Raw genomic sequence first — 21,758 nt, forward strand, 5'->3', positions numbered from 1 at the left:
CCGTCAATCAGTGGTGTATAATGGCGCCCACCGTGGCCGCAGTTCGCGACCGCGTCAATCGGCCTGATCTGGCGTGACGATCACGCAGAGTTAGGTTGACGCGAGAATGAGCGTCCAGAACACCTTGTACTTGGTGTTCGGCGCATAGCTCGCGGCAATGCCCAATTTTGTGACACCGCCCTTGAGCATATTGGCTTTGTGTGGCGGCGAATCGCGCCAGCCGGAAAACGCTTCCGCCAGCGTATGATAGCCGGCGGACACGTTTTCGACCGCCACCGTCGCCGGATAGCCGGAGCCTTCCAGCCGTTTGCCGAGCGGGGCCTTCACGTCATGGTCCATCTTGTTGCGCGCCGCCATGGCCTGCGACTGCTGCTCGGCGAGCTTGACGAGCGCAGGGTCCACCACCACGGCGCCGAGGCCGTTGTTCTGGCGATATTGCGAGATCATGGTCGCGGCGGCCTGGGTGTCCAGGACGGCGCCGGGTGCAGCCATGTTGACATACATGGCCGGCTGTTCCGGAAGTGGAGTGTCTGCCGCGCAGCCGCCCAGCACCAGAAGCCCAAAGAGGGCGACGGTCGTCCGTTTCACTGAAAGGATTCCCCCAAGGTTGGTCCGCCGTTGTTGCATACCAACCGTGGCTGAATGGTGAACGGGGGGCTTTTTTTGCCGCGGCGATGGCGGTCCGCGAGATCCTGTAGCCCGGATGGAGCGAAGCGTAATCCGGGGCCTTTTCGCGCCTGGATGCGAATCCCGGGTTGCGCTCCGCTTCACCCGGGCTACGGCAGCTATTCGTGAGCCGCGAAAATACGGTAGCGGCGGGGTTCCAGCGAGATGATTTCGCCGGCCTGCAGTTCCCGATCGCGCGGCGCATCGATCTCGATCACGGTCTTGCCTTCACTGTCGGCAAGCGCGACCTCGGCACGCTGGATCGGGCCGAAGGAGCGGACGTGGCGCACCGCCCCTTCCAGCGATCCGCCTCCCGCCGGGCCGATCTGCATGTCATGGCGGCGCACGAACAATTTGGAGGCGCCGGGCGCCGCACCATTGGCGGCGATGTTGAGCGGCCTGCCGCCGAGCCGGACCGCGCCATCGCTGACATCGACCGGCAGCACGATGGATTCGCCGATGAAGCCGTGGACGAAGGCCGTCGCCGGATTGTCATAAACCTCGCCGGGGGTGCCGATCTGCTCGATGCGGCCTTTGTCCATGACGACCACGCGGTTGGCGACCTCGAGCGCCTCTTCCTGGTCATGGGTGACGAAGATCGAGGTGACGTGGATCTCCTGATGCAGCGAGCGCAGCCATTGCCTGAGCTCCTTGCGCACCTTGGCATCGAGCGCGCCGAAGGGCTCGTCGAGCAACAGGATGCGCGGCTCGATCGCGAGCGCACGGGCGAGCGCGATGCGCTGGCGCTGGCCACCGGATAGCTGGCTCGGATAGCGATCCGACAGCCAGTCGAGCTGCACCAGATCGAGCAGCTCCTTGACGCGGGCGCGGATCGCCTTCTCGTCCTTGCGGATCGCGCGCGGCTGCACGCGGAGGCCAAAGGCGACGTTCTCGAACACCGTCATGTGACGGAACAGCGCATAGTGCTGGAACACGAAGCCGACATGGCGCTCGCTGGCGCCGCGGCCCAGCGCATCCTCGCCGTCGATCGTGACTTCGCCCGCCTCGGGCCAGTCGAGGCCGGCAATGATCCGCAGCAGCGTGGTCTTGCCGGAGCCGGATGGCCCGAGCAGCGCCAACAGCTCGCCGTCGCCGACCTTCAGGCTGACAGTGTCGAGCGCTGCGAAATCGCCGAACTTCTTTACGATATTCCTGACTTCAATCGTCACTGACAATCTGCCCTTCGTCCAGACGCCGTTCGAGGATCGTCTTCACGACCAGCGTGATCAACGCCAGCATCGCAAGCAGCGACGCGATCGCGAACGACGCCACGAACTGATATTCATTATAAAGGATTTCGACCAGCAGCGGCATGGTATTGGTCTCGCCCCGGATATGGCCCGAGACCACCGACACCGCGCCGAACTCGCCCATCGCGCGCGCGTTACACAACAGGACGCCGTAGAGCAGGCCCCATTTGATATTGGGCAAGGTGACGCGGAAGAAGGTCTGCAATCCTGACGCGCCCAGCGAGATCGCGGCTTCCTCCTCCTGCGTGCCCTGCTCCTGCATCAATGGAATCAGCGCGCGCGCGACGAAGGGGAAGGTCACGAAGATGGTGGCGAGCGCAATGCCGGGTACCGCGAACAGGATGTGGATGTTGTGCGCCTGCAGCCAGGTCCCGAAGAAACCCTGTGCACCGAACAAGAGCACGAAGACCAGGCCCGAGATCACGGGACTGACCGAGAACGGCAGGTCGATCAGCGTGATCAGAAAAGTCTTGCCGGCGAAATCGAATTTCGAGATCGCCCAGGCCGCGATCACGCCGAAGATGAGGTTGAGGCTGACGGAGATCGCCGCGATCAGGAGCGTCAACTGGATCGCCGAGAGCGCCTCCGGCTCGCTGAGCGCCGCGAAATAGGCCGAGATGCCGCGCGAAAACGCCGACGCGAACACCACGACCAGCGGCAGCACCACGAATACGGTGAGGAAGAGCAGCGCCAGCGCGACGATCAGGAAGCGGATCGGCCGGGGCTCGGTGCGCAGATCCCGCTTCGAGGCCGCCGTGTGCGGGCGCACCTTCTCCCGCTGCGAGGGCGGCGAGGCGACATTGAGGTCGGCCTTCGGGGCATAGGCCCGCAACTGCGTGGTGGAGGAAGCCAGGTTCGATTGCAGCGACATCGATCCGGCCCTCTAGTGAGTGGGAATGCGGGTCTGCGCCCAGCGCTGCAGGCGATTGACCGCGAAGATGATGATGAACGAAGCCAGCAGCATGACCACCGCGATTGCGGTGGCATCCGCATAACGGAATTCGGAGAGCCGGATCACGATCAACAATGGCGCGATCTCGGAAACATTCGGCAGATTGCCGGCGATGAAGATGACCGAGCCATATTCGCCGACGGCGCGGGCAAAGGCGAGCGCAAAGCCGGTCAAGAGCGCCGGGATCAGGCTCGGCAGGATCACGCGAAATACCGTGTGCCAGCGGTTGGCGCCGAGGCTTGCCGCGGCCTCCTCGATCTCCGGATCGAGATCGATCAGCACCGGCTGCACCGTCCGCACCACGAAGGGAATGCCGATGAAGACCATGGCAACGAAAATGCCGATCGGCGTGAACGCGACCTTGATGCCCAGCTCGGCAAGCGGCGCCCCCAACCAGCCCTTCTGTGCAAAGAGCTGGGTCAGCGCGACGCCGGCAACCGCGGTCGGCAGCGCGAAGGGGATATCGACGATCGCATCGAACAGCCGCCGTCCCGGAAAGCGGTAGCGCACCAGCGCCCAGACGATGACCGTGCCCATCACCAGATTGACGCAAGCCGCGGCAAACGAAAGCCCAAACGAAATCTTCAGCGCGCTCAGGGTGCGGCGGCTGGTGACGATGCCCCAGAACTGATCGAAACTCAGCTCAAACGTCTTGAGAAAGAGACCGGCGAGCGGAATCAGGACGATAACGGAGAGCCATGTCAGGGTCAGTCCCATGGTGAGACCGAACCCCGGCAAAGTGCTGCGCCGTGCAACCGCTGTGCTCACCTATCCCCCTGCTTCTGCCCCCACGGGCCCGGCCAGATCAATTCTTGTAGATCTGGTCGAAGATGCCGCCCTCGGCGAAGTGCTCCTTCTGCGCCTTGGTCCAACCACCGAAAACGTCGTCGATGGTGAAAAGTTCAACCTTGGCGAAGGATTTCTCGTATTCCTTGGCAATCTCCGGATCGCGCGGACGGTAAGAATTACGCGCGGCGATTTCCTGGCCTTCCCTGGTATACCAATATTTCAGATAGGCCTCGGCAACCGTCCTGGTGCCCTTCTTGTCCGCGATCGCATCGACGACCGCGAGTGGCGGCTCGGCGAGGATCGACAGCGGCGGCGAGACGATCTCGAACTTGTCCTTGCCGAACTCGCGCTGCGCCAGAAACGCCTCGTTTTCCCAGGCAAGCAGCACGTCGCCGACGCCGCGCTCGACGAAGGTGACGGTCGAACCACGCGCGCCGGTGTCGAGCACCGGGACGTTCTGATAGAGGTCGCCGACGAACTTCTTGGCCTTGTCGGCCGAGCCGAACTTCTTCTGTGCATAGCCCCAGGCGGCGAGATAATTCCAGCGAGCGCCGCCCGAGGTCTTCGGGTTCGGCGTGATGACGGCAACGCCTGGCTTGATCAGATCGTCCCAATCCTTGATGCCTTTGGGATTGCCCTTGCGCACCAGGAACACGATGGTCGAGGTGTAGGGTGCGGCATTCTGCGGCAGACGCTTCTGCCAGTCCGGCGCGATCAGGCCTTTGGCCGCGACCGCGTCGACGTCGTAGGCGAGCGCGAGCGTGACCACGTCGGCCTGCAGGCCGTCGATCACGGCGCGCGCCTGCGAGCCGGAGCCGCCATGCGACTGCTTGATCTCGACGCTCTTGCCGGTCTCCTTCTGATAGGCCGCGGCAAACGCCTTGTTGAAATCAGCATAGAGCTCACGCGTCGGATCGTAGGACACGTTGAGCAGCGAGTAATCGGCGGCGAAAGCCGAACCCGCCCACAGCAAACCCGCGACGAGCGGCAGGATACGACGGACCATCTCTATCTCCATTCAAATCGGATGAAGCAACACCGGAGCACGTGGAACATAACTCACGGCGAAGAGCGCTTTAGTCAACGGAACCGCATTTCATTGTTCGCGGCGTGGCAGCGTCATTGTCCTAAGAAGTCTTCATCGTATGAATGCCGCATTCTGTCTTGGCACGACCACGCCAGCGGCCGGCGCGCGCATCCTCATCGGGCGCGGTGCGGCTGGTGCAGGGCATGCAGCCGACCGACATATATCCGGAGGCAATCAGCGGATGCGGCGGCAGCTTGCCGTCGCGGTAGATCGCCTCGATCTCTTCGCGTGTCGCGTTGGCGAAGGGATTGAATTTCAGGCGCACGCCGTCTTCCTCGACCACGGGGATGTCGGCGCGGGCGCCGCCCTGAAAGCGTTTGCGCCCGTTGAGCCAGGCGGCGAACGGCGCCAGCGCGCGCGTCAGCGGCTCGACCTTGCGGATGCGGCAGCAGGCGTCGGGATCGGAGAACCAGAGATCGCGCTCGGGATCGTCGCGGTGAAGCGTCTCCTCGAGCGGCTTGATCGAGCGAACATCGGTCAGACCAAGCGTGTCGATCAGCGTGTCGCGATAGGCAAGCGTTTCCGCGAACAGCCACCCGGTATCGAGGAAGATCACGGGGATAGCCGGATCGACATCGGCCATCACCTTGAGCAGCGCCGCCGATTCCGTGCCGAAGGACGAGACCAGCGCCAGGCGCTCACGGCCGACCGTCTTCAGCGCGGTCTCGATGACCTCGAACGGCGTCGCCGCGCGCAGGACGCGATTGAGCTCCTGTACCGACGGCAGCGCCGACAGCGCCTCGATCGACATCTCTGGCGCCAGCGCGTTCATGGGCTGGCGCTTTCGGAATGACGCAATTGCGTGCGGCGGCTCAGCGCGGTGGTGCGGCCGTCGCCGGTCGGCTGGTAGAATACGGTGTAGCGTTTCACCGTCTCCGCGAAGGCGTCCGCATCCTTTTCCTTCTTCACGTCGAGCGCATCGAAGCCGGCGCGCAGCATGAACACGAACTGGTCGCGCAGCACCTGGCCGGTGGCGCGCAATTCGCCCTGGAAGCGATAGCGCTCACGAAGCAGCCGCGCCTGGCTATAGGCGCGGCCGTCGCGGAACGACGGAAACACCAGCGCGACCGCGGCGAGCCGGTCGAGATAGGGCACGAGCTCGTCGAGATCGCGGTTATTCGGCCAGACCACGCCGACCTTGCCGGGCCGGCGCAGCAGCGCCTCGGGATCGTCAAGGAAGCGCGCCGCCGGCACCAGGATTGCGCCATCAGCCGGGATCTCGGCGCCGTCGGCGACATGGGCGTAGATGTCGGTTGCGATTTTTCCGTTCTTAACGAGTGGCATAGACCCGCTCCTTGAAAGGTTCGACGCCGAGCCGCTTGACCGTGTCGATGAAGAGTTCATCGGGGGAATAGCGCAGCGCCAGATAGGCCTCGACGATGTCCTCGACCACGTCGGCGACCTCGCCATAGGGCACCGAAGGGCCGATCAGCGTACCGAGCGCGGCGCCCTCGTCGGCGCGGCCGCCGATCGTGATCTGATAAAATTCCTCGCCGTTCTTCTCGACACCGAGGATGCCGATATGGCCGACGTGGTGATGGCCGCAGGCGTTGATGCAGCCGGAGATATTGATGTGCAGCCGGCCGATCAGGCCTGCGGTGTCGTGATTGGCAAAACGCCGCGTCAATTCCTGCGCGATCGGGATCGAGCGCGCATTCGCCAGAGAGCAGTAGTCGAGCCCTGGGCAGGCGATGATGTCGGAGACCAGGTTCACGTTCGGCGTCGCGAGCCCGGCCTTGTCGAGCGCCTTCCACAGCGCCGGCAGATCCCGCTTGGCGACATGCGGCAGCGCCAGGTTCTGCTCATGGCCGACGCGGATCTCGCCGAAGGAATAGCGGTCGGCGAGATCGGCGATCACATCCATCTGTTCGGCGGTGGCATCGCCGGGCGGACCGCCGACCGGCTTCAGCGACAGCGTCACGATCGAATAGCCCTGCACCTTGTGCGGAAACACCGAATTCTTGCGCCAGCGCTCGAACAGCGGATCATGCGCCGCCTGCTTCAGCTCGTCGGGCATGTGCGGCAGCTTCTCGTAGGCCGGATAGGAAAAGCGCGAGCGCACTTCCTCGATCGCGCCGTCGTCGAGCGTCAGCGCGCTGTCGCGCAATTGCTGCCACTCTTCCTCGACTTCCTTGCCGAACTTCTCGATGCCGAGCTCGTGCACGAGGATCTTGATGCGCGCCTTGTAGATGTTGTCGCGGCGGCCGTACTGGTTGTAGACGCGCAGGATCGCCTCGACATAGCTCAGGATGTCGCGGCCGTGTACGAACGGCTTGATGGTCTTGGCGATGAACGGCGTGCGGCCGAGCCCGCCGCCGACCAGCACCTCGAAGCCGGTTTCGCCATCGGCGTTCTTGTGCAGCCGCAGGCCGATGTCGTGGATCTTGATCGCGGCGCGATCGTGCTCGGACGCGGTGATCGCGATCTTGAACTTGCGCGGCAGGAACGAGAATTCCGGATGCAGCGTCGTGTGCTGCCGAAGCAGCTCCGACCAGATGCGGGGATCCTCGACCTCGCCGGGCGCAACGCCCGCCCACTGGTCGGAGGTGACGTTGCGCATGTTGTTGCCGGAGGTCTGCATGGCGTGGATGCCGACCTCGGCAAGATCGGCGAGCGCGTCCGGCAGCTCGGCGAGCTTGATCCAGTTGAACTGGATGTTCTGCCGCGTCGTGAAATGTCCGTAGCCGCGGTCGTAGCGGCGCGCGACATGGGCAAGCGCGCGCAATTGCTTTGTTGACAGCGTGCCATAGGGGATCGCGACGCGGAACATATAGGCGTGAAGCTGCAGGTACACGCCGTTCTGCAATCGCAGAATCTTGAATTCGTCCTCGGTGAGTTCGCCGGAAAGCCGGCGCTTCACCTGGTCGCGGAATTCTTCGACACGTTCGTGAAGGAGCGTGCGATCGAGTTCGTCATATGCGTACATGAGGGAGAACCTTAAGCCGGAACCGGAAGCTCGATGGTGAGGCCTTCCGACCGGATATGTTCGCGGAGATTGCCGGGCGCAATCTCTCCATTGTCCTTGATTTCGACCGGCGCGATGTAGGCACCGATCGCGCCGACGTCATCGGCCACCGCTTCGGCAAGCAGCGCCCGCGCATCGTCGGATGTGCGGACGATGGCGGCATCCGCAAGGCGCGACGACCAGCCATGCTGCGGGGTGCGATAGATCACCACGCCGTCATGAGTGCGGTTGGCGGTCACTACCGAAGGCCCGGTAATTCTGATTTTCTTCTGTTCAAGCGGAGAGGTCATTCGGCAGCTTCCAAAAGGTCCGAGATCACTTGGTTGAGGTTGGCATGGCGCCACGGCGCGGAGTGGGAGACGACGTCGCCGATGACGAGGATGGCGGGGCCGCCATCGATCTTCTCGACCAGCGACGGCAGATGTTCGAGCGTTCCGACCGCGGCCTTGGCATCCGGCCGCGTCACCCGCGCGAACACGCCGACCGGCGTTTGTGGCGAGCGGCCAGCGGCCAACAGGCCGGCGCGGATCGTCGGCGCGGCGGTCATGCCCATATAGACCACGACGGTCATCTTCTTGTCTGTTAGCGCCGACCAGTCGATAGTCTCGGCGTCACGCGCCTTGTGCGCGGTGAGGAAGGTGATGCGCAGCGCCTCGTGGCGGAAGGTCAGCGGCGCCTCGAATTGCGCGGCGGCACCTAAGCCCGCCGTGATGCCGGGGATCACCGAATAGGCGACGCCTGCTTGGCGCAGCGCTTCGATCTCTTCGCCGCCTCGGCCGAAGATGAAGGGATCGCCGCCCTTCAGCCGCACCGCGCGCTGTCCCGATTTCGCGGCCTCGATCATCAGTCTGTTGATGGCATCCTGGCCGATGCCGGGCTTGCCGACGCGGCGGCCGACCGGAATGCGCGAGGCGTCGCGGCGCACGCGGTCGAGAATCTCTGGTGACACCAATTCGTCATAGAACACGATGTCGGCGTCCTGCAGCGCGCGCAGTGCCTTGATGGTGAGGAGATCCGGATCGCCAGGTCCGGCACCGACCAGCGTCACATGGCCCTTGGCCTTGCCGAGCGCTGTCGCGCCGGCAAAGGCGGAAGGATCGGAAATCTGCTGCAACGCCTTCTCGGCTTCGTCTCTCCGACCGGCCAGCACCAGCGCGCCGATCGGACCGTCGACAATGCGCTCCCAGAAGCGGCGACGCAGCGCGAATTCGCCGATGCGCGCATGTATGGATTTGCGGAATTGGCCGATGAAGGATGCGAGATCGCCGATGCGGGCCGGCAGCACCGCCTCGATCCGCTCGCGCACGCGGCGCGCCACCACCGGCGAGGCGCCGCCGGTGCCGACGGCGACCACGACATCGCCGCGATCGACGATCGCCGGGAAGATGAAGGTGGAATGCTCGAGATCGTCCATCACATTGACGGGCAGGCCGACAGCCCTCGCGCGCGCCGCCAGCGCAACACCGACATCGCCGGCGCCCGCGCAGAGCACCGCGATGACGCCGCTGAGATCAGCGGCGAGTGGATCGCCCGTTGCGAGTTCGATGCGCGTCGCATCGATCCCGCTCACATCATGATTGCCGTCAGTCGCAAACCAGCGGACGCGCGCGCCGGCGGCCGCGAGCAGACGCAGCTTCGCGCGCACGAGATCGCCCGCGCCGACCAGCAGCACCACGCCCGTTTGCAGATCCAGGAACACCGGCAAGAACCGCATGCGCCACTCGCTTCCCCAACTTATGGGTTGACTGGAATTTTATTCTATATATGTGTCGGCAAGCGCCCGCAAAGAGAAATTTATTTCTTCTCTATTGCATCGCAACTATAGAATTTTCGCCTCCAAAGGCCAAGGCACAGAGATGCATCTTCTCGACAATGAATCCGGCAAAGCACGCTTGCGCGCTTCTGAGCCCAAAGAGGGAATAAAGGTGCCGCGGAAAATCCTCATCGAAGAACCCGCGACAGCGCCTTCCATGGATCATCTCGACGAACTCGAGGCGCAAAGCATCTACATTCTGCGCGAGGCGTTCGCGCGGCTGAAGAAGCTCGCGCTGCTCTGGTCGCTCGGCAAGGACTCCAACGTGATGATCTGGCTCGCGCGCAAGGCCTTCTTCGGCCGCGTGCCCTTTCCTGCCATGCATGTCGATACCGGCAAGAAATTTCCGGAGATGTATGCCTTCCGCGATCGCTACGCGAAGGAATGGGATCTCGACCTCCGCGTCGAACCCTGCCCGCCGATCGATAGTGTCGATCCCACGCTGCCGCCCGCGGCGCGCTCCGCTGCACGCAAGACGGAGGGCCTGAAGCTCGCGCTGGTCAAACACGGCTTTGACGGATTGATCGCCGGCATCCGCCGCGACGAAGAGGCCACGCGCGCCAAGGAGCGCGTGTTCTCGCCGCGGGGGCTCGAGGGCGAATGGGACGTGCGCGACCAGCCGCCGGAATTCTGGGATCATTTCAACGCCTCCCCGCCGCAGGGCGCGCATCTGCGCATCCACCCGATCCTGCATTGGACCGAAGCCGACATCTGGGCCTACACAAGGCGCGAGAACATCCCGATCATCCCGCTTTATCTGGCAAAGGACGGCAAGCGCTATCGTTCGCTTGGCGATGCCGACATCACCTTCCCCGTCGCGTCGACCGCGTCAAACATCGATGAGATCCTGGCCGAGCTCGAAGACACCAAGGTGCCGGAACGCGCGGGCCGCGCACTCGATCACGAGACCGAGGATGCGTTCGAGCGGCTGCGTGTCGCCGGTTATCTCTGAGAAGCGAGCTTAAGGCGTTTTCGATGAACATGGTTCTTCCCAGCGCGATCTCCGCGACACCGAACGGCACCACGCGTCCGCAAGTCCGTATCGTCATCGTCGGCCATGTCGATCATGGCAAATCCACCCTCGTCGGCCGCCTCTTGCACGAGACCGGCAGCTTGCCCGACGGCAAGCTCGAAATGCTGAAGGCCGTCAGCGCGCGGCGCGGCATGCCGTTCGAATGGTCGTTCCTGTTGGATGCGCTGCAGACCGAGCGCGACCAGGGCATCACCATCGACACCACGCAGATCCGCTTCCGCACCCGCTCGCGCGACGTGGTGCTGATCGACGCGCCCGGCCACGCCGAATTCCTCCGCAACATGATCACCGGCGCCTCGCAGGCCGACGGCGCTGTGCTGATCATCGACGCGCTGGAGGGCGTGCGCGACCAGACGCGGCGGCACGGCTATCTGCTGCATCTGCTCGGCATCAAGCAGGTCGCGGTCGTCGTCAACAAGATGGATCGGGTCGATTTCAGTGCCGAGCGCTTCGGCGAAATCAGCGACGAGATATCGGCGCACCTGACCGGTCTTGGCGTCAAGCCATCCGCGGTGATCCCGATCTCCGCGCGCGACGGCGATGGCGTCGCCGAGCACACGGCGCGGATCGCCTGGTACAAGGGGCCGAGCGTCGTTGAGGCGCTGGACGAACTGGAGCCGGCGCGGCCGGCGGAAACCTTGCCGCCGCGGCTGCCGGTGCAGGCGATCTACAAATTCGACGACCGCCGCATCGTCGCCGGCCGCATCGAATCCGGCAGCCTGAAGGCCGGCGACGAGATCGTGATCATGCCGGCCGGCAAGATCGCCAAGATCAAGACGGTCGAGAGCTGGCCGGTCACGCCGCTTCAAGGGCCGCAAACGGCCGGCCGCTCGGTCGGCATCACGCTCGATCGCGAACTCTTCATCGAGCGCGGCGACGTCATCGGCCATGTCGGCCAGAGCCCGCGCGACACCCGCCGCATCCATGCCCGGATCTTCTGGCTGCACGACAAGCCATTGTCGAAGGGCGACCAGATCCTGATCCGGCTCGGCACCCGCGAGACCCGCGCGAGCGTGGTCGCGATCGACAAGGCGGTTGATCCCGGCGCGCTCTCCAACGAGGAAACCAATTCGATCGCGCGCAACCATGTCGGCGAGATCGACATCTCGCTGGCGCAGCCGATTGCCGCCGATCCTTACAGCGAAAGCCCGCGGACCGGGCGGCTGGTGATCGAGGTGAACGGGCGCATCGCCGGCGGCGGCCTCGTGCTGTCGGTCGATGCCGGCCAGCGCGCTGTGCCGGTCGATATCGTGCCGGTTGAGTCCGCCTTGCGCGCCGACGAGCGTTCGGCCCGCTATCGTCACGGCGGCGCCGTGCTCTGGTTCACGGGGTTGCCCGGTTCCGGCAAATCGACATTGGCGCTCGCGCTGGAGCGGCGGCTGTTCACCAACGGCGGCTCGCCGATCCTGCTCGACGGCGACACCTTGCGGGCCGGCCTCAACAGCGATCTCGGCTTCTCGCACGCCGATCGCAGCGAAAATATCCGCCGTCTCGCGGAGATCGCCACGCATCTTGCGCGCAACGGCCATATCGCGATCGTCGCCGCGGTCTCACCCGCAGCCTCCGACCGAGCTGCGGCGCGCCGCATCGCCGACAGCGCGTTCCGCGAGATCTATGTCGCGACGCCTGCGGAAATCTGCGAAAGTCGCGATCCCAAGGGCCATTACGCCAAGGCCCGCGCCGGCGGCCTGCCCTCCTTCACCGGCATCACCAATGATTACGAGCCGCCGGCGGGCAACGAACTGACGATCGATACCTCGCGCCGGACAGTCGCCGACGCCGTCGACGAGATCGAAAGGATGCTGGCCCAGACCGGCATCCTGTTCGAGGAAGTCGCCGACCTCGCCGCGAATATTTAGAGCGGGATGCTTTATTGCTTGTATTCGGTGGTGACCACAAACTCCCACCTCTCCCAACGGGAGAGGTCGGCGCGAAGCGCCGGGTGAGGGGTTACGGTCCCTCGTTAGAGCTGCGGCCCCTCACCCGATTTGCTGCGCAAATCGACCTCTCCCCGTCGGGGAGAGGTGGGCACCTGCGACGCGACGCCTACCCATCCCATCGCATCATGTTTTAGGCGGCCTGGCCCGCTCCTTTGGTAGGACACCAAGCCCCGCAGGGGGCCTTCTCATGGCCGCGGCTTTAGCGTTAAAAGGGCGTTGAACCGCCCGCCTTTTGGCGTGTTTTTTGCTGTTTTCGTTCCGAAAACAGTACGTAGCCGCCATTTCTCTTGGAAAGCCCAACATGACGCGTGTCGAAGCCCACGGATTGAAGATCGCCCCTGTCCTGTTCGATTTCATCGCCAACGAGGCGACCCCCAATACCGGGATCGCGCCCGACGCCTTCTGGGCCGGGCTTGCCGCCATCATCGCAAAACTGGGGCCGAAAAACCGCGAATTGCTTGCCTTCCGCGACACGCTGCAGGCCAAGATCGACGATTGGCACCGCGCGCACAAGGGCAAGGCGTTCGACATCGACGCCTATACCGCTTTCCTGAAGGAAATCGGCTATCTGCTCCCGGAGCCGCCGACCAGGCAGGTCGAGACCGCCAATGTCGACGAAGAGATCGGCAAGATCTGCGGTCCGCAGCTCGTGGTGCCCCTGACCAATGCGCGCTATGCGCTGAATGCGGCGAATGCGCGCTGGGGCAGCCTCTATGACGCCTTCTACGGCACCGACGCGATCCCACACGACCCGAGCGAAGCTGGCCGGGGCTACAACAAGGCGCGCGGCGACAAGGTGATCGCGAAGGCCAAGGCGTTCCTGGATTCGGCCGCTCCGCTCGCGACCGGAAGCCATGCCGATGTCACCTCCTACAGCGTCAGCGGCGGCAAGCTCGCGGTGAAGCTGAAGAACGGCAGCACCACCGCACTGAAGTCAGCCGCGCAGTTCGCGGGCTATCAGGGCGATGCGGCCGCGCCGAGCGCCGTGCTGCTCGTCAACAACGGCCTGCACATCGACGTCACGATCGACCGCAATCATCCGATCGGCAAGGACGATCCGGCAGGGGTCGCCGACATGATCCTGGAGGCGGCGGTCTCCACCATCCTCGACATGGAAGACAGCGTCGCGGCTGTCGATGCCGAGGACAAGGTGCTGGTCTATCGCAACACGCTTGGTCTGATGACCGGCACGCTATCGGCCGATTTCGAGAAGGGCGGCAAGACGTTGACGCGCTCGCTCAATGCCGACCGCGTCTACAAGACGCCCGACGGCAAGGATCTCACGCTACACGGCCGCAGCCTGCTCCTGATGCGCAATGTCGGCCATCACATGTTCACCGACGCCGTGCTCGATGCAAAGGGCGAGGAAATTCCGGAAGGGATCCTCGATGCCGCTGTCTCCGGCCTGCTCGCTATCCATGATCTCAAGGGCAAGTCGAAGATCAAGAACAGCCGCACCGGCTCAGTCTATATCGTCAAGCCGAAGATGCACGGCCCCGACGAGATCGCGCTGACCTGCGAATTGTTCGGCGAGGTCGAGAAACTGCTTTCGCTGCCGGAGAACACGCTCAAGGTCGGCATCATGGACGAGGAGCGCCGCACCACCGTCAACCTCAAGGCCTGCATCCAGAATGCGGCCAAGCGCGTGATGTTCATCAACACCGGCTTCCTCGACCGCACCGGCGACGAGATCCACACCTCGATGGAAGCGGGTCCGATGATCCGCAAAAACGACATGAAGGCGCAGCCCTGGATCAAGGCCTATGAGGATTGGAATGTCGACACCGGCCTCGTCGACGGCCTGCCCGGCCATGCGCAGATCGGCAAGGGCATGTGGGCGGCGCCCGACAAGATGGCCGACATGCTGGCGCAGAAGATCGGCCATCCGCAGGCCGGCGCCACCACCGCCTGGGTGCCCTCGCCGACCGCCGCGACGCTGCACGCGCTGCACTATCACCAGGTCAACGTGATCGCGCGCCAGCAGGAGCTGGCCAAGGGCGGCCCGCGCGCAAAGCTCTCCGATATCCTCACCATTCCGGTGTCGCAGTCGAACTGGGCGCCGGATGACGTCAAGCAGGAGATCGACAACAACTGCCAGGGCATCCTGGGCTATGTCGTGCGCTGGATCGACCAGGGCGTCGGCTGCTCCAAGGTGCCTGACATTCACGACGTCGGCCTGATGGAAGACCGCGCCACCTTGCGCATCTCGAGCCAGCATCTGGCGAACTGGCTGCACCAGGGCGTCATCACCAGGGATCAGGTGATGGAGTCGCTGAAGCGCATGGCTGTGGTCGTGGACGGCCAGAACAAGGGCGATCCGCTCTACAGGCCGATGGCGCCCTCCTTCGACGGCGTCGCCTTCAAGGCCGCCTGCGACCTGATCTTCAAGGGCCGCGAGCAGCCGAACGGCTACACCGAATTCATCCTCACCGCCCGCCGCCGCGAAGCGAAGGCCGCCGGCTGATCTGACTCACAAGGTTGCACGTCACGATGCCGCACGATTTCAGGGAACCCGTGCGGCATCAAATCCGTTTCAACGCCATCTCAACTGAAGCATCGGAGAGATGGCAATGGATTGGAACCGGATCGAGGGCAACTGGAAGCAGTTCAAGGGCGCCGCCAAGGAGAAATGGGGCAAGCTCACCGATGACGATCTCAACGTGATCGAAGGCCGCCGCGAGCAGCTCGAAGGCAAGCTGCAGCAGCGCTACGGCTTCGCCAAGGACCAGATCCACAAGGATGTGGACGACTGGTTCCGGAGCCTGCGATAGGGCGTTTCGAGCGAAGTGGAGACCGGTTCGCGTGAAGAAAGCGGGTCAAAACAAGAATCTAGAGCTTCGACTCTGATTCAATCAGAACCGAAGCTCCAGGCTCTCGCCGCAAAAGCCCCGGCCAACGCCGGGGCTTTTTGCTCGGGGCATTCTCAGAACACCGCGATGTATTTCAACAGCGAGATCACACCCAGGATGATGACGACGACACGCGCGATCTGCTTGGCGCGCGCATCAAGCGGCAGCAGGTTGATCAGGTAAAGGACGAGGATAACGACCAGAAACGTGACGAGTATGCTGACGAGCATGCGGCCCCCCGGGGACGTCGTGAATGGCGTGTTAGTCTTCTCTTAACTGCCAGATGCCCGCGAAGTTCCAGGTGGGGAACCCGACTTCCCTTGAGAAAAGCTCAGTTATTTCAGCAAGCTCCGTAGATATACGGCAATAGCGCTTCCGGAAATTTTTACCCTTCTTGTTCCAGATGGCGACAGCTCTGGGGGAGCCACATGCTGAATCGCCTTTCTGTATCCGCGTTGCTGAAAATCGTTATCCTGAGCACTGCATTTTGCATCATCGTCGGTTTCTCGCTGAATGCGTGGGATAGCTGGGGCCGGCTGCAGGTGGCGGGCCGGATTTCGACGATTGCCGATGTCTCAGCCAATCTTTTCAAGGCGATGCACAGCCTGCGGACCGATCGTTCCTCCACCAACCGCCTTCTGATCGGCGCATCTCCGCTGGACAGCGGAATCGAGAAGTACCTCCGCGATCTCCGCGATGCCGAAATGCTGGCGATGGCGAACGGGCTCGCCCGGCTCAAGACCATGGACTTCCCCGAGCAGACCACCCTGGTGGCGGAGTTCGAACGGCTGTTCTCGCTGCTGACGGCCGAGCAGAAGGAATTCTGGCAGGAGATGGCCAAGCCGAAGGAAGCGCGCCGCGCCGAACTGGCGAAGGAGTATCAGGCGACGACGCTGGCGCTGCTCGATGTGCTCGACAAATTGTCGGGAACGCTTGCCGCCGATGTCAATCATCAGGACGCCGTGATCGACCAATTGCTCAACATCAAGCAGACCGCCTGGCTGTTGCGCAACACCGCCGGCGAAGCCTCCGCGCTGGTATCGGACGCACTTGGTGCAGGCCGTATCGCGCCGGAAACCCGCCTCCGTTATACCAAATTCGTCGGCGGCATCGATGCCGCCTGGAAGGCGCTCGAGGTGTCGACCTCAGGCATGCAATTGCCGCCGATGCTTGCGGCCGCGATCCCCGCCTCCAAGACCGCTTATTTCGAGCCGGAGTATCAAAGTCTGCGCGACCGGCTGGTGGCGGCGCTGGCCAATGGCGAGAAGCCCGAGATGACGGCGAACCAGTGGAGCCCGGTCACCGTCGGCCGGATGGGGACGGCGGTGGCGGTCGCTGAAGCAGCGCTCGATGCGGCAAAGGATCACGCCGCAGCCCAATACGCCCTGGCGCAGCGCTCGCTGATTACACAGCTTGCGCTGCTCGCCGGTGCGATCGCGCTCACCGTCGGCGCCATGATCGCGATCGGCCGCCGCGTCATCAGGCCGCTGCACAACATCCGCGATGCCATGCTGAAAGTCGCCTCCGGCGACCTCGACGTCGATAGTGGCTATGGCGGGCGCAAGGACGAGATCGGCGCGCTTGCCGGTGCGCTCGAAACCTTCAAGCAGCAGGCGAAGGACAAGCTTCGCATCGAAGCGCAGGAGCGCGAGCGCAATGCCGGCGCGGCCGCCCGCCAGCAGGCGATCGAGAACCATGTCGGCGAGTTCGAGCATCTGGTGCGCCAGACGCTCGAACAGCTCGGCGATGCCTCCGGCAAGATGCGGGCGACGTCGGCCAACCTTTCCGCCGTGTCGCGCCAGACCAATGCACGGGTCGAGGTCGCCGAAAAGGCGTCCGGCGAGGCGTCGATGAGCGTGGAGACGGTCGCGGCGGCTTCCGAGGAATTGAGCGCCTCGATCAACGACATCAGCCAGCAGGCGGCGCATGCAGCCGGTATCGCCAGCCGCGCGGTCAGCCAGGCCCGCAACACCGACGGGACCGTGCAGGGACTGGCGAAATCCGCCGGCCGCATCGGCGAGGTGATCGGCCTCATCAACACCATCGCGGCGCAGACCAACTTGCTGGCGCTGAACGCCACCATCGAGGCCGCCCGCGCCGGCGAGGCCGGACGCGGCTTCGCCGTGGTTGCCTCCGAGGTCAAGTCGCTGGCGAGCCAGACCGCGAAGGCGACGGAGGAGATTTCCGAGCAGATCGCCGACATCCAGAAGGTCGCGGGCGAGGCCTTCGACGCCATCAAGGGCATCGGCAGCATCATCGGCGAGGTCAACGAGGTCGCGACGGCGATTGCCGCCGCGGTGCAGGAACAGGGCGCCGCGACCCAGGAGATCACGCGCAGCACGCAATTCGCCGCCCAGGGCACCAAGAACGTGTCCGAGAACATCACCGGCGTGAAGGCCGATGCGGACTCCGCGGCCGGCGCCGCCGAGGACGTTCGCCTCGCCTCGGAGACGCTGGAGACGCAAAGCCGCGGGCTCGGCGACCAGGTCACCGATTTCCTCGGCAAGATCCGCGCCGCTTAGTTCTGCTTACTCCCGCGCCATGACCGGCACGCGCCCATATTTGGCGCGGATGCGGTCGGGCGCGGGCGAGAACTGCAGCGAGGCGCCGCGCTTGTCGGGACGGCCCGCGACCATCAGGCCGTTCTCGCCGGCGACGATGTCACCCTTGCGCAGCGTGGGATCATCCTCGATCTTGATTTGCGCCAGCCCGCCGGGATCCTTGCCATTGCAGGTGCACCCCGCCACGAGCTCGTTTCGATAACGGAACGCGTTCGGCAGTTCCGAATAGGCCTTTCCGTCCTCCGTCTCGGCGCTGTCGATGCTGCTGCCATAGACCAGCTTGGTCTCGCTCGCCGGGCAGAAACTATTGCAGCTCTGCGCGCGGCTGGCATTGTCGGAGTCCGGCAGCGGGAAGTAACGTCCGTCACAGGTACGCACGCAAAACGCTCGTCCCCCGATGCTATCGGCGTGGTCGTAGCTGCGGTCATACGATCGCGGCCGCCAAACCCGTTGCTGCACGGCGGGCGGGCCGTCCTCGAACGGCGGTCGGATCATCGGAGGCCGGCCGAAGCCGCCGAACAGGAGCGAGAAGAAATCCTGGGCCTGCGCCGCCGGCGCGGCGACGGCAAGCGAGAGCGCCGTCGCGCCGAATATCCATCGCCAATGCGGGATTGGGGCCATCCTCACCTCAATTCACCGACGACACGTTCAGTCGTATCGCCTGTTGGCCCGGTGGCAGCGTGGTCGCCGCGGCTTGCGGACGCGGCGGCGCCGGGCGCACGCTGATCGTGGTCCTGGTATCCGAACCGCGGGCCAGCACCGGCGCGTTCTTGGGCAGCACCACGACCTTGGTGCCGACATTGACGCGGCCAAACAGATCGGTGACGTCCTCATTGGTCATGCGGATGCAGCCGGAAGAGACGAACTTGCCGATGGTCGAGGGATCGTTGGTGCCGTGGATGCGGTATTCGCTCGAGCCGAGATACATCGCGCGCGCGCCGAGCGGATTGCCGGGACCGCCGGCGATGAACCGCGGCAGATAGGGCTGGCGCTTGATCATCTCGGCCGGCGGATACCAGTCCGGCCATTCCGCCTTGCGGCTGATGCTCTGCACGCCCGACCAGGTGAAGCCTTCGCGGCCGACGCCGACGCCGTAGCGGATCGCGCGGCCCTGCCCGAGCACATAGTAGAGCGCGGTGTTGCCGGTATCGATGATGACGGTGCCCGCCGCTTCGCTGGTCGCGAACGGCACCACCGCACGGCGCAGCCGCTCCGGCAGCACGCCGGCTTCCGCATCCCTTGCCTCGGGCGTCAACGCCGCATCGGACGGAAACGCGCTCTGCCGGATGGGTGCATAGCCCAGCGACTGGGCACCTGCCGAGGTTGAGAGCGCGATTGGCGTCACCAGCAGGCTGGCGGCGAAGACAAGCGCGTTAGCCGCGCGCGACGATCGGCGGAATAGAGCGGATGACGGTGTCATGTGCTGCCCCATTGGATACGCATCACGCTGATGCTCTGCCCCAACCAAACGCGCGCCATCGCTTCGCGGTTCCGGCGCGGCCGTGGCAGAGGCGCACCAGTCAAGGACACAAGCGCTCACGATCGCGCGATGGAACCTGACGGCCGGCCCGGAGTTTGCGTCACAATTGATACGCGCCCGTCGCGGGAGAGAACCAGCGTGCATGTCCTTCCCAGTGAGCGTCTCCTGTCCAATGGCGCCGAAGGCACGCCCGCACCCAATGGCCACGCCGAGCTGCCGCCGGTCATCCGCCGCACCGAGCTTGTCGCCCTGTCGCTGGTCGGGCTCCTGGTCATCGCCATCGTCGCGGTACTCTATCTGGCCAAGGCGTTCTTCCTGCCGATCACGATGGCCTTCATCGTCGGCACCATGCTGTCGCCGGCGGCAAGCTTCCTCGAACGCTACCGCGTGCCCCGCGCGATCGGCGCAGTGCTGATCGTCGCCGCCGTCAGCGCTGCCGCTACTTTCACTATCGGGCTCATCTCCGCTCCGGCAATCGAGTGGAGCGCCCGGCTGCCAGAGCTCGCAGCGACACTGAAGGAGAAGATGCACATCTTCGACCGGCCGCTCGGGCTGTGGCAGGAATTGCAGACCATGATCGGTGGCTCCGGGACGCTTGCCCCCTTGCAGTTGCCGAAATTCGAATGGGTGCAGCCGACGCTCGAATTCCTCTCGCCGACCTTTGCCGAATTCCTGCTGTTCATCGCCACCCTGATCCTGTTCATCGCAAGCTGGAAGGACCTGCGGCGGACGCTCGTCATGGCTTTCGGCGATCGCGATTGGCGGCTCCGAACCTTGCGGATCCTGAACGAGATCGAGGGGCACCTCGGCAATTACCTGCTCCTGGTGACCATGATCAATATCGGCGTCGGGATCGGGACCGGACTCATCTGCGCCGTCACCGGCATGCCCACCCCGGCAGCTCTCGGCGCGCTCGCCGCCACGCTGAACTTCATCCCGATCATCGGGCCGGTTGCGATGTTCGTGGTGCTGGTGCTGGTCGGGCTCGTCAGCTTCCCGACCATCAGCGCCGGATTGATCGCGCCGGCTTGCTTTGCGGTGCTGACCTTCCTCGAGGGGCATTTCATCACCCCGACCATCGTCGGCCGAAGACTTGCCCTGAATGCGCTCGCCATTTTCATCGCACTGGCGTTCTGGACCTGGCTGTGGGGCCCGATGGGCGCGTTCCTGGCCTCCCCACTTCTGATCGTCGCGCTGATCCTCAAGGAGCATCTGATGCCGGTCAATTCGCCGCATCTGCCGGAGGAGTGAACTCAATTTTGGCTCGGGAACTTAGTTCCCGACGCCGCGTTTTGCCAAGAAGCAACATTGGTTCGGGAGCTGTTCGATGTCGGCGACAAGCGATTTCGGATTGAAGAACATGACAGACAAAGCAACCTATGAACGCCTGCAGAAGGATGTCGCCAACGTGAAGGACGACATCGCCGCGCTGACCGACCAAATCACCGAGGCGCTCAACTCGTTCGCCGGCAGCGCCAGAAAACAGGCACGCCGCGGCTACGACCAGGCACGCGACCGCGCCGAATCCGCTGTCGGCGATGTGTCGGAGCGCGGCAGCGCGATGATGGACGCCGCGCAGGACGCGTACTCCTCGATCGAGGAGACGCTGGAGGACGCCATCACCCAGCGCCCGCTGGCGACCGTCGGCCTGGCGCTCGGCCTCGGCTTCCTGATCGGCATCGCCTGGCGAAGGTAGCGGCGGACGCGTCCCCCATGCTGCAGCGACTGGTCAGTGATGTCAGGGAGCAGGCCGGCAACGCCATGCGGCTGACGTCGCTTGCGGTCGTGATCGCCGCAACTGCGCTCATTGCGCTCGGCTTCATCTGTGCAGCATTCTTCGTCTGGGTGCAGCAGACCTATGGGCCGATCTGGGCCTGCCTTGCCTGCGCCGCGCTCTTCGTCGTGGTCGCGCTGATTGCCGCCGCTCTCTACGTCGCACGCAAGCGGCAGATGCGGCTGCGCGCCGAGGAGATGGCCCGCGCGGCACGCCAATCCCTCCTCACCAACCCCGCAATGATCGCAACCGGCCTGCAACTCGTCCGCACCATCGGCGTGAAACGGCTGGTCCCGATTGTGGCAATCGGAGGGCTGGCGCTGGGGCTGATGGCCAGCCGCGGCGCGGCGAACGATCAACCGCCACCGGACAAGTGACAGGCGTGGCGTCGTCCCGGCGCACGCCGGGACGACGCGGGGTGAGATCCGGATTCAAATGTCAAACAGCGGAGAGGATGTGAGCCTGCATTCTCGCGGCACGAACTGCCCGAGCTTTGCGTCACTTTTCCGCCCTCCTCGAGAGCAGAGGGCGCAGGGAAAGCCGGGTGCCGGTTGCACCCGTGGGTCCCGTGCAACAAAAAGCACGGGGGTAGGACCACA

21 protein-coding genes are annotated in these 21,758 nt (G+C 64.4%); 8 read left to right on the top strand and 13 right to left on the bottom strand.

The window, feature by feature from the left end; genetic code table 11:
- Positions 1–90: 90 nt before the first annotated feature.
- From AC5ZG5_RS32455 to cysG, 10 genes are all read right to left on the bottom strand, one after another.
- Positions 91–588 (bottom strand): CAP domain-containing protein, encoded by a 498-nt coding sequence (locus tag AC5ZG5_RS32455; RefSeq protein WP_130228899.1) that lies wholly within the window; start codon positions 586–588, stop codon positions 91–93.
- A gap of 197 nt (positions 589–785) precedes the next feature.
- Positions 786–1,835, bottom strand: a complete 1,050-nt coding sequence (locus AC5ZG5_RS32460) for a sulfate/molybdate ABC transporter ATP-binding protein (RefSeq protein ID WP_456643558.1) — start codon at positions 1,833–1,835, stop codon at positions 786–788.
- Positions 1,825–2,787: a sulfate ABC transporter permease subunit CysW gene (gene cysW, locus AC5ZG5_RS32465; protein WP_208824146.1), complete on the bottom strand. Its 963-nt coding sequence runs from the start codon at positions 2,785–2,787 to the stop codon at positions 1,825–1,827. The genes AC5ZG5_RS32460 and cysW overlap by 11 nt, the downstream gene beginning before the upstream one ends.
- A 12-nt stretch (positions 2,788–2,799) precedes the next feature.
- On the bottom strand, positions 2,800–3,606 hold the full coding sequence (gene cysT / locus AC5ZG5_RS32470) for a sulfate ABC transporter permease subunit CysT (protein WP_165435475.1): 807 nt from the start codon (positions 3,604–3,606) through the stop codon (positions 2,800–2,802).
- Positions 3,607–3,673: 67 nt separating this feature from the next.
- The gene (locus AC5ZG5_RS32475) at positions 3,674–4,675 is read right to left on the bottom strand and encodes a sulfate ABC transporter substrate-binding protein (protein WP_456643559.1); all 1,002 of its coding nucleotides are present in this window, start codon (positions 4,673–4,675) and stop codon (positions 3,674–3,676) included.
- A gap of 109 nt (positions 4,676–4,784) precedes the next feature.
- Positions 4,785–5,516, bottom strand: a complete 732-nt coding sequence (locus AC5ZG5_RS32480; RefSeq protein ID WP_456643560.1) for a phosphoadenylyl-sulfate reductase — start codon at positions 5,514–5,516, stop codon at positions 4,785–4,787.
- Positions 5,513–6,028, bottom strand: a complete 516-nt coding sequence (locus AC5ZG5_RS32485; protein WP_130228905.1) for a DUF934 domain-containing protein — start codon at positions 6,026–6,028, stop codon at positions 5,513–5,515. Before AC5ZG5_RS32485 ends, AC5ZG5_RS32480 begins: the two co-directional genes overlap by 4 nt.
- A complete protein-coding gene (locus tag AC5ZG5_RS32490) occupies positions 6,015–7,670 on the bottom strand; it encodes a nitrite/sulfite reductase (protein ID WP_028165076.1) in 1,656 nt (551 codons plus the stop codon). The genes AC5ZG5_RS32485 and AC5ZG5_RS32490 overlap by 14 nt, the downstream gene beginning before the upstream one ends.
- An 11-nt stretch (positions 7,671–7,681) precedes the next feature.
- The gene (locus AC5ZG5_RS32495; RefSeq protein WP_130228906.1) at positions 7,682–7,999 is read right to left on the bottom strand and encodes a DUF2849 domain-containing protein; all 318 of its coding nucleotides are present in this window, start codon (positions 7,997–7,999) and stop codon (positions 7,682–7,684) included.
- A complete protein-coding gene (cysG, locus tag AC5ZG5_RS32500; RefSeq protein ID WP_456643561.1) occupies positions 7,996–9,423 on the bottom strand; it encodes a siroheme synthase CysG in 1,428 nt (475 codons plus the stop codon). Before cysG ends, AC5ZG5_RS32495 begins: the two co-directional genes overlap by 4 nt.
- 256 nt (positions 9,424–9,679) lie before the next feature.
- Here cysG and cysD point away from each other — a divergent pair, with 256 nt between their 5' ends.
- From cysD to AC5ZG5_RS32520, 4 genes are all read left to right on the top strand, one after another.
- The gene (gene cysD / locus AC5ZG5_RS32505) at positions 9,680–10,474 is read left to right on the top strand and encodes a sulfate adenylyltransferase subunit CysD (RefSeq protein WP_027579256.1); all 795 of its coding nucleotides are present in this window, start codon (positions 9,680–9,682) and stop codon (positions 10,472–10,474) included.
- Between the two features lie 23 nt (positions 10,475–10,497).
- Entirely contained in the window at positions 10,498–12,414 is a 1,917-nt protein-coding gene (gene cysC / locus AC5ZG5_RS32510; protein ID WP_456643562.1) for an adenylyl-sulfate kinase, read from the top strand.
- Positions 12,415–12,796: 382 nt separating this feature from the next.
- The gene (locus AC5ZG5_RS32515; RefSeq protein ID WP_456643563.1) at positions 12,797–14,959 is read left to right on the top strand and encodes a malate synthase G; all 2,163 of its coding nucleotides are present in this window, start codon (positions 12,797–12,799) and stop codon (positions 14,957–14,959) included.
- A gap of 106 nt (positions 14,960–15,065) precedes the next feature.
- The gene (locus tag AC5ZG5_RS32520) at positions 15,066–15,266 is read left to right on the top strand and encodes a CsbD family protein (protein ID WP_027579253.1); all 201 of its coding nucleotides are present in this window, start codon (positions 15,066–15,068) and stop codon (positions 15,264–15,266) included.
- 152 nt (positions 15,267–15,418) lie between these two features.
- Here the strand turns inward: AC5ZG5_RS32520 and AC5ZG5_RS32525 are convergent, their stop codons facing one another.
- A complete protein-coding gene (locus AC5ZG5_RS32525; protein WP_130228911.1) occupies positions 15,419–15,574 on the bottom strand; it encodes a Thivi_2564 family membrane protein in 156 nt (51 codons plus the stop codon).
- A gap of 198 nt (positions 15,575–15,772) precedes the next feature.
- Here AC5ZG5_RS32525 and AC5ZG5_RS32530 point away from each other — a divergent pair, with 198 nt between their 5' ends.
- Positions 15,773–17,866: a methyl-accepting chemotaxis protein gene (locus AC5ZG5_RS32530; protein ID WP_456643564.1), complete on the top strand. Its 2,094-nt coding sequence runs from the start codon at positions 15,773–15,775 to the stop codon at positions 17,864–17,866.
- 6 nt (positions 17,867–17,872) lie between these two features.
- Here AC5ZG5_RS32530 and AC5ZG5_RS32535 read toward each other — a convergent pair whose 3' ends face one another.
- Both AC5ZG5_RS32535 and AC5ZG5_RS32540 read right to left on the bottom strand, forming a co-directional pair.
- Positions 17,873–18,526 carry a DUF2865 domain-containing protein gene (locus AC5ZG5_RS32535; RefSeq protein ID WP_456643565.1) on the bottom strand — a complete coding sequence of 218 codons (654 nt, stop codon included), beginning with the start codon at positions 18,524–18,526 and terminating at the stop codon, positions 17,873–17,875.
- Positions 18,527–18,533: 7 nt separating this feature from the next.
- Positions 18,534–19,325: a L,D-transpeptidase gene (locus AC5ZG5_RS32540; RefSeq protein WP_456643566.1), complete on the bottom strand. Its 792-nt coding sequence runs from the start codon at positions 19,323–19,325 to the stop codon at positions 18,534–18,536.
- A 198-nt stretch (positions 19,326–19,523) separates the two neighbouring features.
- Between AC5ZG5_RS32540 and AC5ZG5_RS32545 the strand changes: the two genes are divergently transcribed.
- From AC5ZG5_RS32545 to AC5ZG5_RS32555, 3 genes are all read left to right on the top strand, one after another.
- Entirely contained in the window at positions 19,524–20,636 is a 1,113-nt protein-coding gene (locus AC5ZG5_RS32545) for an AI-2E family transporter (RefSeq protein ID WP_456643567.1), read from the top strand.
- A gap of 76 nt (positions 20,637–20,712) precedes the next feature.
- Positions 20,713–21,081 carry an ElaB/YgaM/YqjD family protein gene (locus AC5ZG5_RS32550; RefSeq protein WP_028165067.1) on the top strand — a complete coding sequence of 123 codons (369 nt, stop codon included), beginning with the start codon at positions 20,713–20,715 and terminating at the stop codon, positions 21,079–21,081.
- A 17-nt stretch (positions 21,082–21,098) separates the two neighbouring features.
- A complete protein-coding gene (locus tag AC5ZG5_RS32555; RefSeq protein ID WP_456643568.1) occupies positions 21,099–21,536 on the top strand; it encodes a phage holin family protein in 438 nt (145 codons plus the stop codon).
- The last annotated feature ends 222 nt before the right edge of the window (positions 21,537–21,758 follow it).

This window comes from Bradyrhizobium sp. Ses1 (genome assembly GCF_059512365.1).